The 12560-nt window shown below is 69.0% G+C and carries 13 protein-coding genes and 1 rRNA gene; 7 read left to right on the top strand and 7 right to left on the bottom strand.

Annotation, left to right across the window (positions count from 1 at the left end; all coding sequences use genetic code 11):
- Positions 1-123: ribosomal RNA gene (locus tag KEG57_RS38125) — 23S ribosomal RNA — on the top strand; the annotation flags it as partial.
- A gap of 185 nt (positions 124-308) precedes the next feature.
- Here the strand turns inward: KEG57_RS38125 and KEG57_RS38120 are convergent.
- From KEG57_RS38120 to KEG57_RS38110, 3 genes are all read right to left on the bottom strand, one after another.
- The gene (locus KEG57_RS38120) at positions 309-752 is read right to left on the bottom strand and encodes a DUF488 domain-containing protein (protein WP_272425523.1); all 444 of its coding nucleotides are present in this window, start codon (positions 750-752) and stop codon (positions 309-311) included.
- Positions 718-948: a hypothetical protein gene (locus KEG57_RS38115; protein WP_272425522.1), complete on the bottom strand. Its 231-nt coding sequence runs from the start codon at positions 946-948 to the stop codon at positions 718-720. The genes KEG57_RS38120 and KEG57_RS38115 overlap by 35 nt, the downstream gene beginning before the upstream one ends.
- 76 nt (positions 949-1024) lie before the next feature.
- Positions 1025-1438, bottom strand: a complete 414-nt coding sequence (locus KEG57_RS38110) for an organic hydroperoxide resistance protein (protein ID WP_272425521.1) — start codon at positions 1436-1438, stop codon at positions 1025-1027.
- A gap of 208 nt (positions 1439-1646) precedes the next feature.
- Here KEG57_RS38110 and KEG57_RS38105 point away from each other — a divergent pair, with 208 nt between their 5' ends.
- The 4 genes from KEG57_RS38105 to KEG57_RS38090 all read left to right on the top strand — a co-directional run bounded on the left by KEG57_RS38105 (position 1647) and on the right by KEG57_RS38090 (position 6263).
- Positions 1647-3407, top strand: a complete 1761-nt coding sequence (locus KEG57_RS38105) for a DUF1549 and DUF1553 domain-containing protein (RefSeq protein WP_272459413.1) — start codon at positions 1647-1649, stop codon at positions 3405-3407.
- 14 nt (positions 3408-3421) lie between these two features.
- Entirely contained in the window at positions 3422-4693 is a 1272-nt protein-coding gene (locus KEG57_RS38100) for a DUF1501 domain-containing protein (protein WP_272425519.1), read from the top strand.
- A gap of 73 nt (positions 4694-4766) precedes the next feature.
- On the top strand, positions 4767-5750 hold the full coding sequence (locus tag KEG57_RS38095; RefSeq protein ID WP_272459412.1) for a sigma-70 family RNA polymerase sigma factor: 984 nt from the start codon (positions 4767-4769) through the stop codon (positions 5748-5750).
- A 96-nt stretch (positions 5751-5846) separates the two neighbouring features.
- Entirely contained in the window at positions 5847-6263 is a 417-nt protein-coding gene (locus KEG57_RS38090) for a VOC family protein (protein ID WP_272459410.1), read from the top strand.
- Between the two features lie 13 nt (positions 6264-6276).
- Here KEG57_RS38090 and KEG57_RS38085 read toward each other — a convergent pair whose 3' ends face one another.
- The 4 genes from KEG57_RS38085 to KEG57_RS38070 all read right to left on the bottom strand — a co-directional run bounded on the left by KEG57_RS38085 (position 6277) and on the right by KEG57_RS38070 (position 9708).
- Complete coding sequence (locus tag KEG57_RS38085) at positions 6277-6915, bottom strand: hypothetical protein (protein ID WP_272459409.1); 639 nt, start codon at positions 6913-6915, stop codon at positions 6277-6279.
- Positions 6916-7005: 90 nt separating this feature from the next.
- Complete coding sequence (locus tag KEG57_RS38080) at positions 7006-8250, bottom strand: hypothetical protein (protein WP_272425515.1); 1245 nt, start codon at positions 8248-8250, stop codon at positions 7006-7008.
- Positions 8247-8888 (bottom strand): RNA polymerase sigma factor, encoded by a 642-nt coding sequence (locus KEG57_RS38075; RefSeq protein ID WP_272425514.1) that lies wholly within the window; start codon positions 8886-8888, stop codon positions 8247-8249. The genes KEG57_RS38080 and KEG57_RS38075 overlap by 4 nt, the downstream gene beginning before the upstream one ends.
- A gap of 82 nt (positions 8889-8970) precedes the next feature.
- Positions 8971-9708: a DJ-1/PfpI family protein gene (locus KEG57_RS38070; RefSeq protein ID WP_272425513.1), complete on the bottom strand. Its 738-nt coding sequence runs from the start codon at positions 9706-9708 to the stop codon at positions 8971-8973.
- A 205-nt stretch (positions 9709-9913) separates the two neighbouring features.
- On the opposite strand from KEG57_RS38070, the gene KEG57_RS38065 reads away from it, so the two are divergent.
- Positions 9914-10954, top strand: coding sequence for a GlxA family transcriptional regulator (locus KEG57_RS38065; RefSeq protein ID WP_272425512.1), 1041 nt, complete (start codon positions 9914-9916; stop codon positions 10952-10954).
- Between the two features lie 413 nt (positions 10955-11367).
- Positions 11368-12546 (top strand): cytochrome P450, encoded by a 1179-nt coding sequence (locus KEG57_RS38060; protein WP_272425525.1) that lies wholly within the window; start codon positions 11368-11370, stop codon positions 12544-12546.
- The last annotated feature ends 14 nt before the right edge of the window (positions 12547-12560 follow it).

Genomic DNA, 12560 nt, shown 5'->3' with positions numbered 1-12560 from the left:
TAGGTGTCCCGAGCCGCAAGGCTCCTAAAGACCCCTCGTAGACTACGAGGTTGATAGGCCGGGTGTGGAAGCGGAGCAATCCGCGGAGCTAACCGGTACTAATCGGTCGTGCGGCTTGACCATACCTTTGAGGCAAACGTCGAGAGGCGTGCCCAGAGCTCGGGTGACGAGCCGGCGCGCGAACGCAGCGATAAGACGCTCTACATTCCGTTGTCCGGAGTCTTCAAAGCCCGCGTGAGGTTTTTCTCACGCGGGCTTTTTTCATTCCATCCCCCCGGCGTCAGGCGCCCGGCGTCAGTCGCCCGGCGTCAGTCGCCCGCGGCGGCCTCGTGCTCGAGGATCCCGGCGAGCAGCGTCCGGTGGCACCGGGCCGGATCGACGCAGGACGACGAGCAAAGCAAGGTCATCCGCTCGCCGAGGTGGAGGCGCTCGGCGAGCGAGCGGATGAGGTCGCGCTCGGCCTTCATTTCGGCTCGGTACTGGCGCGCGAAGTCCTTCCACGGGAGCGGCGGGCCGCTCTTGCCCTGGAACGCGGCGAGCAGCTCGCGGCTCGGGCCCAGGTTTTTCGCCCAGAGGTCCCAGGTCTCGTCCTCCTTGCGCACGCCACGCGGGCGGAAGCGGCACACGAGCACACGCAGCCCATCGTCACGCTCGACGGGGTCGTTCCAGCGTTTCGTCTTGAGGGGCAAGCGCGCGGCCTCGTCGTGGCCGCGCTCTTCAGAACCCGCCGTCCTCGCCGCTCGATGAGCCATGGCCATTCCCATCGTGCCGCGCCGGGCCCGGCCGACCTCCCTGATGCGTCCCCCCGGGGTTCTCGCCGGTCTCGTACCGGTGCGAGCTCTCCTCCGAGGAGATCCCGCCGTGCTGCGACTCGGCGGCGCGCCGCTGGGTCTTCTCGTCGGCGTGCTCGGGCTGGTTTCGACCGGGATCCTTGGGGCTTTTGTTCATGCGACGTCTGTGGGGCGAGGCCCGCGCGACGCCAGTGTTCCCACCGGATCCGCGGGGCCGCGCCCCGATCGAGACGTCAGGCCACGGAGAGCTTGACGTCGATGTTGCCGCGCGTGGCCTTCGAGTAAGGACAAGCCTGGTGCGCTGCGTGCATCAGCGTCTCGGCCTGCTCGCGCGGCAGGTCCGGGATGTGGCCGATGAGCTCCACCGCGAGGCGGAAACCGCCTTCCTCCGAGCCCAGCGAGACCTTCGCCGTGATCTCCACGGGCCCGGTCTGGATCTTCTGCAGGCGGGCGACGAAGGCGAGCGCGCTGCCGAAGCAGGCCGAATAGCCGAGCGCGAAGAGCTGCTCGGGGTTCGTCCCCTCCCCGCCCGGTCCGCCGACGCTCTTGGGCATGCTGAGCCCGAGATCCAGCTTGCCGTCGTCCGTCTTCACGCGCCCCTCGCGCCCGTTCGTCGCCGTCGCTGTCGCCGTATACAAAACCTTCATGACTCGCTCCTCTCCGATGCAGATGCGGGATTCCTTTTTGGCCGCGGGACCGCGGCCGCAATCGAAATCCGCGCGGCTGTCGTGCTCCCGCGGAGCGTCCGCCGCACCGCTCGGGCGCGCGGCAGGACGTCCGCAGGCCGCGGCCGCAAAAATCGCCGCGTTTCGAGCGGTCTCGAGCGCTGGCATCGGTCCTGCTTGGGCCTTTCGCATGCTTCGACGGACCTCGGCTTCGGTCGCGCTCGCCCTGCTCTCCGCTTGCTCGGGGGGCGGAACGGTGGGCCTCCCCTCCCCGACCGCCACGCCCTCATCGCCGACCGCGACCGCGACGTCGGCGCCCGCGGCGACCGACATCGTCAGCCGCATCGACGCCTTGCTCGAGGCCGAATGGAAGGCCGCGGGCGTAGCTCCGGCCAAACCCGCCCCCGACGCCCAGTTCCTCCGCCGCGCCTGGCTCGATCTCGCGGGCACGTTGCCTCCGCCCGAGGTCGTCACCACGTTCCTCGCCGATTCCGCGCCGGACAAGCGCGCCCGGGCCGTCGACGCGCTCCTCGCGAGCCCCCATTTCGCCGAGCGCTGGGCCGCGTACTGGGAGGACGTCCTCATCCGCGACGTGAAGGGAAACCTCGTCGACCGCGCCGCGTTCCGGGCCTTTTTGCACGCGCGGTTCGCCGAGAACGCGCCGTGGGATCGGGTCGTGCGCGAGCTCGTCGCCGCGACCGGGAAAAGCAGCCCCGGCGGGCCCGCGCGCGAGCGCCGCATGGCCGCGCAGAACGATGCCGCCGAGGCCGAGGCCGAGGGCGTGAACGGGGCGACGAACTGGGTCGTCCAGTACCGGGGCGGCGTCGAGGACCTGGCCGGCGCGACCGCGCGCACCTTCCTCGGCGTGCAGATCCAGTGCGCGCAATGCCACGACCACAAGACCGAGAAATGGACGACCACGGACTTCCGCCGCTTCGCCGCCTCCTTCGCGAGGACCCGCGTGAAGCCGGTCGAGGAAAAAGAAAAGGGCATGGCCCGCGCGTTCGAGGTCGAGGACGGCAAACGCGGCCGGGTCGGGAAAAAGGCCACGGACGAGGCGCGCGAGATCGCCACCCTTGCCCCGGCCGCGCTCGACGGGACCGAGCTCGAAGGTGATACGCCGCGGGCCGAGCTCGCCGCGTGGATCACCTCGAAGGCGAACCCCTGGTTCAGCAAAGCCCTCGTCAACCGCGTGTGGGGGCTCTTCTTCGGGCGTGGGTTCGTCGAGCCGGTCGATGATCTGCGCCCCTCGAATCCGCCGCGTGCGCCAGCCGTGCTCGACGCGCTCGCGGCCGATTTCGCGACGCATGGCTACGATCTGAAGCACCTTTTGCGAACGCTCTGCGCGACACGCGCGTACGGGCTCGCGGGCGGCCCGCCCGCGGCGGAGGCGACCTGGGCGGCGTTTGCCCCGCGGCCGCTGCCGGCGCCGGTGCTGCTCGACGCAGTCCTCACGGCGACGCGGCTCGATCCGTGGCTCGAGGACACGCTCGGCGAACGGGCCGACGCGCTGCGGGCGAAGATGCGCGAGCGGTTCCGGTTCGTGTTCGACGTGGACGAGGAGGGCTCGCGTGCGGAGTTCGACGGGACGATTCCGCAGGCGCTTTTGCTGCTGAATGGCCCGCTCGTCGGTTACGGGTCGAGCGCGCTCGCGGGCGCAACGCTCGCGGACGTGCTGGCGATGCAGGGCGGAGATGCGGCGAAGATCGAGGCGCTTTACCTGCGCACGCTCTCGCGCAGGCCCACGGCCGAGGAGATTTCGCGCTGGGTGCGCTTCCTCGACGAGGCCGCATCCGCCCCGGAGGAGCCCGCCGCGAAACCGACCGGCCAGGGTCCGCTCGGCAAGATCGGCAAAAAACGAGGCTGGGTCGCAAAGTCGCCACGGGACCAGGCCTACGAGGACCTCTTCTGGGCGCTGCTCGATTCGACCGAGTTCGCCTTCCAGCACTGAGACCGGAGGACGCCATGGACACCCAGGACAAACGCATGACGATGGATCGACGGCGCCTGCTCCAGGCTGGTTTCGGAGGGCTCGGGGCGTGGCTCGCAGGGCGATGGCTCGCGACGCCCGCGGCGATGGCTGCCGAGGCAAAACCGCGCGCGGACGCTTGTATCGTGCTCTGGATGAACGGCGGGCCGAGCCACGTCGATACGTTCGACCCCAAACCAAACACGAAGGAAGCCGGGCCGTTCCGCGCGATCAAGACGAGCGCGAAAGGCGTGTCGATCTGCGAGCACCTGCCGCGCGTCGCCGCCGAGGCGCACCGTTTCGCGATCCTGCGCGGCATGACGAGCCGCGAAGGCAGCCACGAGCGTGCTCGGCAGCTCGGCCATACCGGGCATATCCCGAATCCGACGGTCGACCACCCGGCCCTCGGCGCGTGGGTGAGCGCGCGACGCGGCGATCCCAACGCCGAGCTGCCCGCGTTCGTAAGCCTTGGCGGTCCGAGCGCGGGCGGCGGTTTTTTCGGGCGCGCGCATGGCCCGTTCGTGGTGCGCGAGCCCGGGCGACCGCCCGAGGACATGGCGTACGGGCCGGGCGTCTCCGCCGCGCGATTCGACCGGCGGCGCGCGGCCCTCGCGATGCTTGAGGACTCGTTCGAAAAAGAGACGCAAAGCGCGGCGGTGGCCGAGCGGCGCGCGGTGTTCGCGCAGGCGGTCAAGATGATGCGTTCGCCGGCCGCGGCCGCGTTCGACGTATCGAGCGAGCCCGCAGCCGTGCGCGAGGCCTACGGCGACACGGCCTTCGGGCGTGGTTGCCTCGCGGCGCGACGGCTTGTCGAGGCGGGCGTGCGGTTCGTCGAGGTCTCGCTCGACGGTTGGGACACGCACGAGGACAATTTCGAGCGGACGAAGCGGCTGATGGGCGTGCTCGATCCGGCCATGAGCGCGCTGATCCGTGATCTCGCCGAGCGCGGGAAGCTCGATCGCACGCTCGTCGTGTGGATGGGCGAGTTTGGCCGGACGCCGCGCCTCAATGGCCGAGGCGGGCGGGATCACCACCCCGCCGCATGGAGCGCCGTGCTCGCGGGTGGCGGCATACGTGGTGGCATCACGCTCGGCGCGACGGACGCGCAGGGTGAAAAGGTGGTCGAGCGACCGATCGCCGTGGCGGATCTGTTTGCCACGATCACCTCGGCGATGGGACTCGATCCGCTGGAGACGGTCCCGTCGCCGGGCGGACGTCCGATCACCCTGACCGACAGCGGGCAAGTGGTGCGCGAAATCGTGCTGTAGACGGCGATCGGGGTTTGTCCCCGGGGGGCGAACCTGTTACGACACGGCCCCGATGGCAGATCTCTCGTCTCCGATGAAGCACGCCGCTGGCTTCGACGTCACCCAGGCGACGGCGCGGCAGCTCGAGGAACATCGCGCCGCGCTCACCGGGCATTGCTACCGCATGCTCGGGTCGGTCTCGGAGGCCGAGGACGCGGTGCAGGAGACGATGCTGCGCGCGTGGCGGAGTTTTGCCCAGTTCGACGGCCGTTCGTCCTTGCGCACCTGGCTCTATCGCATCGCCACGAACGTCTGCCTCGACGCGCTCTCCGATCGCTCGCGCCGCATCCGCCCGATGGAGTGTGGCCCCGTCGGCACGGTCGACGACACCCTCACCACCCTGCCCGCTTCGAGCTGGATCGAGCCCATCCCCGACGCGCGCGCGCTGCCCGACGACGCGACCCCGGCCGAGCTCGTCTCGATGCGCCAGAGCATCCGCCTTGCGTTCGTGGCCGCGCTCCAGCACCTCCCGCCAAAGCAGCGCGCGATCCTGCTCCTCACCGAGGTCCTCGGCTGGGCGGCCACGGAGGTCGCCGAGAGCCTCGGCACCTCGATCGCTGCGGTGAACAGCGCCCTGCAGCGCGCCCGCGCCACGCTCTCGACGCGTGACCTCACCGAGGAGCGCGCGCCGCTCGCGGACGTCCAGACGACCTTGCTCAACCGCTACGTCGACGCGTTCGAGCGGTACGACATGGACGCCTTCGCCGCGCTGCTCCACGAGGACGCGACGCTCTCGATGCCGCCGTACTCGCTCTGGCTGAAGGGGCACGGCTCCATCCTCGCCTGGCTCGTCGGGCGTGGCGCGGGGTGTCGTGGCTCCCGGCTCGTGCCGACGGCCGCGTGTGGCTCGCCGGCCTTTGGGCAGTACCGGCCCCCACACGCGCCCGGCGAGAAGTACAAGCCGTGGGCGCTCATCGTGCTGGAGCTACGCGACGACCGGATCGTCGCGATGAACTCTTTCCTCGACACGGCGGCGTTTTTCCCGCGGTTCGGCCTGCCCATGGAGCTCGAGCCGTAGCTTGCCTGCCGAGGGCCGAAACTTTTTTTCTTGGGACCGATGAGTTTGGACCCCTCGCTGGGTCCATACGACGAACCTACCGGCACGGAGGCACACATGACCACGACCCGTTCTCGCATGCTCTTCGTCAACCTCGCCGTCAAAGACCTCAAGCGCTCGGTCGACTTCTTCACGAAGCTCGGCTTCACGTTCAACCCGCAATTCACCGACGAAACCGCGACGTGTATGATCGTGAGCGAGCAAGCGTTCGTCATGCTCCTCACCGAGCCGAAGTTCAAGCAGTTCACGACGAAGCCGATCTGCGACACGCGCACGGCCACCGAGGGCCTGTACTGCCTCTCGTGCGAGAGCCGCGAAGAGGTGGATCGGCTGGTGAAGACCGCGGTGGAGAATGGCGGGTCGCACGCGATGCCGGCGCAGGATCACGGCTTCATGTACGGCTGGAGCTTCTACGACGTCGACGGCCACCACTGGGAGGTCATGTGGATGGATCCGGCCGCGCTCCAGAAGTGAACGCGTCGCGTGATCAAGGGCAGGCCGCCCCGGTGCAGAAATAGGTCAGCTTGGCCGTCTCCCCGGGGCTGCAGTCGCCGTCGCCGATCAGGTCGAAGAGCTTGAGCCCCGCCTGCTCGCAGGCCTCGTAGGCCGCTTGCTTCAGCAGGTCGCCCGGCTGGCAGGTGACACCGTCGCCGAGCGATCCGCTCGCGCAGATGGGCGGGGGCGGCGGCGGGGGATCGACCGGCGGCGGGGGATCGACCGGCGGCGGCTCAGGCGGCGGCGGACAACATTCGTAGTACGCTTGGGTCGTCATCCAGCCGCAATCGCCGCCCTGGTAATCGAAGGCCGTGAGCCCGAGGCCGTCCTGTTGGCAGATCGCATAGGCCTGATCCTTCAAGAGCCCCGGATCCTCGCAGGTTTCGCTTTCCACGACGCCCTGCGTGCATTCGGGCGGCGGGGGCGGCGGGGGATCGACCGGCGGCGGCGGCAGCTCATTGTCCTCGCTCACCTCCCCCTCCCCGCCCCCGTTGTCCTTCCCGTCTCCTTCGAGCGCGCCCTGCTGCGCCGATTCCGCCCCGCTTCCGTCGCGCACATCGGCCGTGCAGGCGACAACCCCCGAAGCAAGAAGGGCGAACACGAGTGACTGCAATCCATTCGACCAACGCATGGGTACCTCCACGCGCCCCGGTGCGGGGCGCCGTCGTAGCATCCGTTTTCCTTCAATCGCGAGGCCGCCCTGCGTTTCCTCTTTTTTGCGTCAAGGCTCGCAGCAGGTGAAACCGACCTTCGTGGCCTGACCGACCGGACAATCCCCCGAGGCCTGGAGGTCGGCGAGGTTGAGCCCGAGCTCGCTGCAAGCCGCGTAGGCCTGTTCCTTGAGGATGGACCCATCGATGCAGGTCACGCCGTCGCCGAGCGCCCCGCTTTGACAGACGAGTGGCGGAGGCGGAGGTGGCGGCGGAGGCGGAGGCGGATCGACGATCGGCGGGCAACACGTGTAACTCGCTTGCCGCGTCATCCACCCGCAATCACCGGTCGTGTACTGGAAATCCACCAACTGCTGGCCCGCGAGCTGGCAGACCTGAAAGGCCATGTCCTTGAGCAAGGCCGGATCCTGGCACGTGGCGCCGTCGCCCACGGTATCGGTCATGCAAACGTCGACCTCGGGATCCACGCATTCGTATTCGGCGCTCCGGAAGAGGCCGTCGCCGCACGGATCGAGGCAAGTGATCTCGGCGGCGAGGACGAGGCCATTTTCGTCGCAATCGAGCTCGGCGCGTTGCTTCCACGTCTCGGGCGTCGCGCAGGACGACGTCTCTGGCGGTTCGACGGGATCGGGCGGCTTCGGCGTGCTCGTGTTCGGGCCGCGGACGCCGCCGCTCGCGCCGTAGACGGGTGCGCGGGAATCGCCAGCTGTGGCTTGTATCGGCGACCAGAAGACGAGTCCGCCTTCGTCGCCTTCGTCCGCGGTTCCGCCGGGCGTCATCAACCGAGAACGAGGCCCCGAGGGCACCTGGTTTTTCGGGCTCCGCAGATCACGATCCATCGGCCGCTCGGGGACCGATTCGAATGGAAACGATGAATCCGGCGGACGCCACGAAGGGGACGGCGCGGGCGGCCGGGAATCCGGCGCGCTCGGCATCGGGGGACGCGGCGGATGGAAGGAACGCGGGTTCGTCTCCGGCGCGCGCTCGGACGCCGGGGCCGCGTCCGGATCGGCCACGAATTCGGTTTGTTTTGGCAAAACGAGCCCGGAGCGCGCGCGCGGCGTGTCGTCGTCGAGCGAAAGGAAAAGCACGGTCGCACAGACCATCACGAGCGCCAGCGGACGCCCGAGCCTTCGAATCGACGGGGCCCCCGAAGCGCGCGGCGGCTCCGCGGCAAGGCTTCGCACGCGCGCGCCGAGCCGCGCCGCGAGCGCGGGATCCGGCGCGGCCTGCGCGTACAGCTCGTCGGCGGCGCGCAGCCGCGCGAGCAGATCGTTCGGCGCGGGCGTGGTCACGGAAACCCCCCCCAGCCGTCCTTCTTCAGCCTCTCGACGGCGCGCTGGATCAATTTGCAGACATATCCCTTGGAATGACCGAGGATCTGGCCGATCTCCTCCTGCTCCTTGCCGTCGAGCCAATACATCGAGAATGCGACCTGTTCCTTGACGGGCAGCGCCGCGATCGCCTCGATCGCGCGGCGCAGGTCGTCGCGGGCCATCACCAGCGTGTCGGGCTGCTGCGGCTCGGGCTGGTGTTCGCCGAGAAGCCAGCGGATCGGCGCGAGCGAGCGGAATCGCTCCCGCCGCAGGCGGCTCATGCAGCGGTTCGTGGTGGCGCGATAGAGCCAGCCCGCAAGATCGTCGTGGTCGTGGAGCGCGGGAAGCGCCTTCATCAGATCGATGAAGACCTCCTGGGTGATGTCCTCGGCCCAGGCGACGTTGCCCTTGCCGTAGCGCAGCGCGAGCCGATACACGAGCCCGTGGTGCTCGCGGTAAAGAGCCTCGACCGCGCTCGGCGAGGCCGTCCGGGGCAACTCCGCGGCGCGTGCTTGGGAGGCCTCGGCCGGGGGCGGACGCTCCGGGGCGAGCCTCTTTCGCGCGAGGGGCGCGAGGAGGTCGGCGACGTCCGGGGGGGCGAGGTTCGGGCTCGGCACGAAGGAGCTTCTTTCGCTCCCATCATGCGCGAGGGCCCGGCCAGTTTCCTCGGGGGTGCGTTTTTTCGAGGTGGGGGCCGGATCAGCGGATCTCGAGCCGGCGGGCGGCGCGGAGCCCGACCTCGCGCGTCGCCTCCGTCAGGGGCGCGAGCGCGGCGAGGGCCTTCGCCGTGAGCTCGGGCCCGGCGAGATCGGGGCGGCCCGTGCGGTAAGGCGGCTCCGGGGCGTATTCCATCTGGAGCTCGACTTCCCGCCCGATGTCGTCACCCACGAGGCGACCGACCAGGCGCAGCGCGAGGTCGAAGCTGCCCGAGACCGGGCCCGAGGTGATACGATTGCCGTGCTCGACCACGTTCGCCTTCGTCGGCGTCGCGCCGTAATACGCGAGCTGGTCGTGCATGTGGAAGTTCGTCGTGGCGCGATACCCTTTGAGCAGGCCCGCGGCGCCGAGCACGAGGGCGCCGGCGCAGACGCCGGACACCCATTTCGCGCGGCCCCCGTACTCCGCCACGAACGCGAGCGCCTCGGGATCCTCCATCACGTTCGGCGGAATGGCGCCGATGTGGAGGAGGTCGAGGTTCTTCGGGCACTCCGCGAACGTGGTATTGGCCCGGGTCGTGAAGCACGGGACCCCTTCGAATTCGTCCTTGTTTTTCCAGACGAGGTAGAGTTCCGTGTTCGGCAGGGTGCCGAAGACCGTCTGGATGCCGATCACGTCGGGCATGAAGTATCCGGGGCACACGAAAATGGCCACGTGAAGCTTCTGCTCGATGGGGCGGCTCGTGGGGACCTTGAAAGGGTCGCTCGGTCGAAGGCTCATGGACAGGTCCTTTCGCGCGCGCGGGGGTCATGCGCCGAGGCGCTCGCGCTGCGTGAGCGCCACTATGAGCCCGCGCGGAGGTGCCAGAAGGACAACGGACAGGCATTTCCTGCCACGTCGCGGGCAGGCGATCGTGGATCACGATGGCAGGAAATGCAGGTTCCTTGGCTTCAAAGACAAGCCCGTTTCGGGTAGGATCCGTCGCGTGCAGCGACGTCCCCCCACGAAAAAGAACGCCCCGCGCACGGCCCCCGGCACGCCGCAAAACCCGGCCCCGCGCAAAATCGTCCTCGTGATCTACGACGGGGCCAGCTCCATCGATTTCGTGGGTCCGTTCGACGTGTTCGCGTTCGCATCCGATGTGGCCAAGGAAAAACATCCCGGCGCGCCTCCAGCGTACGTGGTGGAGCTTGCCTCGACTTGCGGCGGAGCCGTGCGGAGCTGGTCCGGGATGCAGGTCGTGCCGCACCACGCGCTCGCGGATCTGCCTCGGGACCTCGACACAGTGCTCGTCTCGGGCGGCGATTACCATCGCGCAGCGGCCGACCCCCAGCTACTCAGCTGGCTCCGCGCTCGCACGCCCGAGGTGCGGCGCATGGGATCCATTTGCAGCGGCACGTTCATCCTCGCAGCCGCAGGGCTCTTGCGCGGCCACCAGGCGACCACGCACTGGGCAGGCGCAGCCCTGCTCGCGCGCCAATACCCCGATATCGAGGTCGAGCCCGACGCAATCTTCATCCGCTCCGGAAAGATGTACACCTCGGCGGGCGGCTCAGCAGGAATGGATCTCGCCCTCGCGCTCGTCGAAGAGGATCTCGGCTACGACGTGGCGCTCACAGTGGCGCGAGCGCTCGTGTTATTCCTGAAGCGGCCAGGAGGGCAATCGCAATTCAGCCGCCCTTTGCTCGCGCAGACGTCCGCCGCGGGGCCACTGCAAGGCCTCGTCGAGTGGATCGTACGCCACCTCGACGCCGATCTCCGGGTCGAGGTGCTCGCCAAGAAAGCCGGCATGAGCGCCCGCAATTTCGCACGGGCATTCACGCAATCCATGCAGACGACGCCGGCAAAATTCGTAGAAGCAGCGCGACTCGAAGAGGCGCGCTCATGCCTCGAAGGAGGACGCGCATCCCTCAAGCAGATCGCGCGGAAATGCGGTTTCGGAACGGACGAACGGATGCGGCGAGCCTTCCAGCGCAACCTCCGCGTCACGCCAGAGGCCTACCGCCGTCGATTCGCGCGCTCGTGAAAGGGGCGCGGAGCGGGGCGTTGCCCCGCACCCCAGCAGGGGGCTGTCCGCCCCCTGCACCCCGGACCAGGGCAAGCCCTGGACTCGTGGTGGAAGAACTGCGCGATGCGCAGTTCTTCCAAGAGGCCGGTGCAAGACCAGGAAGGTGCGTTGCACGCTGGCGGCGGTCACGTTGCCAGTTGAATCGTCAGTGGTGGGCAGGGTCGCCCCTGGTCTTGACCTGGCCTGTTCGATGAACTGCGCATCGCGCAGTTCATCGACCCCGAGTCCAGCGCTTGCGCTGGTCCGGGTCCAGGGGCGGACAGCCCCTGGTGGGGCCTGGGGCAACGCCCCAGCGACGCCCCAACGAGCTGGCGCGGGGCGTGCTCGAGCAGTGGCGTGGTCCGCGGGCGCGGACCGGGAGGTACACCGTGATGGTAGAACGTTTTGATTTCCTGTCGCCCTCGTTCCGGGCGGATCCGTATCCTCGTTATGCTGCGATGCGGCGGTCCTCTCCCGTGTGCCAGGTTGATCCTGGCGGCATGTGGGCCGTGAGCCGCTGGGAGGATGTCCTATTCGTGCTGAAACATCCGGGCATCTTCTCCTCGCAGGGCTTCAAGGCGGCCTGGGAGCCGCCGTGGGTTGGGTACAATCCGCTCGCGCATTCGATGCTCGCGCTCGATCCGCCGGCGCACACGCGGCTTCGCGGCCTCGTCGCCCGGGCGTTTGGCGCGGGCACGGCGAGCCGCCTTGCGCCGAAGGTCGAGCGCCTCGCGGAAGAGCTCGCTTCGAGGCTCGTGGGCGAGATCGATTTCGTCGACGCGTTCGCGAACCCGCTGCCGGCGTTCGTCATTGGCGAGATCCTTGGCCTCGATCCCGCGCTGCACGTGCATTTCAGGCGCTGGGCCGACGACATCCTCTCGGTCGCGCTCGAGCCCCGAAGCGAAGAGCACGCCGCGCAGGTGCGGACGACCATCGCCGAGCTTTGTCGTTATCTGCGGGAGGTCGTGGCCGCGCGGAGGTGCGAGCCGGCGGACGATACGGTGAGTGAGCTGATCCGCGCCGAGGTGGAGGGCCAATCCCTCACGGAGCAGGAGATCGTCGATTTCCTGGTCGTGCTCCTGCTCGGGGGCCTCGAGACCACGACGCACCTGCTCGGCAGCACGATGATCCTCCTCGCCGAGCAGCCGGCGCTCTGGGACAGGCTCCGCCGAGAGCCTGCGCTCGCTGCGCCGTTCGTCGAGGAAATGCTCCGGTACGATGGCCCGAGCCACTCGCTTCCGCGCATCACCACCGCGGAGGTGACGCTCGCGGGCGTGACGATTCCGCCGGGATCGCTGGTCCTCGCGCTCCTGGGCTCGGCCAACCGGGACGAGCGTCGGTATGCGGAGCCGGACCGGTTCGACATCGAGCGCGGCTCGCAGGGCGGTTTGCAGTTCGGACACGGCGTCCATTTCTGCATCGGCGCGCTCCTCGCGCGCATGGAGGCGCGGATCGCTTTGGAGGTCCTCACGCGGCGGTTTTGCCGGGTGGAGCTCGGCGCGGACGAGATCCGGTACAACCGGACGCTCACGGTGCGCGGGCCGCTCTCACTTTTGCTCCGGTTCTCCTGAGCTCGGGCGGCGCC

Source organism: Polyangium jinanense (assembly GCF_028435365.1).
The sequence above is the reverse complement of the archived record's forward strand: the minus strand, read 5'-3'. Positions and strand labels throughout refer to the sequence as shown.

Bases quoted from the DNA above. Each gene is read 5' to 3' on its own strand.
- KEG57_RS38085 (WP_272459409.1), bottom strand. From the start codon at position 6,915: ATGCGTTGGTCGAATGGATTGCAGTCACTCGTGTTCGCCCTTCTTGCT.
- KEG57_RS38060 (WP_272425525.1), top strand. From the start codon at position 11,368: ATGGTAGAACGTTTTGATTTCCTGTCGCCCTCGTTCCGGGCGGATCCG.
- KEG57_RS38115 (WP_272425522.1), bottom strand. From the start codon at position 948: ATGAACAAAAGCCCCAAGGATCCCGGTCGAAACCAGCCCGAGCACGCC.
- KEG57_RS38100 (WP_272425519.1), top strand. From the start codon at position 3,422: ATGGACACCCAGGACAAACGCATGACGATGGATCGACGGCGCCTGCTC.
- KEG57_RS38120 (WP_272425523.1), bottom strand. From the start codon at position 752: ATGGCTCATCGAGCGGCGAGGACGGCGGGTTCTGAAGAGCGCGGCCAC.
- KEG57_RS38095 (WP_272459412.1), top strand. From the start codon at position 4,767: ATGAAGCACGCCGCTGGCTTCGACGTCACCCAGGCGACGGCGCGGCAG.
- KEG57_RS38105 (WP_272459413.1), top strand. From the start codon at position 1,647: ATGCTTCGACGGACCTCGGCTTCGGTCGCGCTCGCCCTGCTCTCCGCT.
- KEG57_RS38070 (WP_272425513.1), bottom strand. From the start codon at position 9,708: ATGAGCCTTCGACCGAGCGACCCTTTCAAGGTCCCCACGAGCCGCCCC.
- KEG57_RS38110 (WP_272425521.1), bottom strand. From the start codon at position 1,438: ATGAAGGTTTTGTATACGGCGACAGCGACGGCGACGAACGGGCGCGAG.
- KEG57_RS38090 (WP_272459410.1), top strand. From the start codon at position 5,847: ATGACCACGACCCGTTCTCGCATGCTCTTCGTCAACCTCGCCGTCAAA.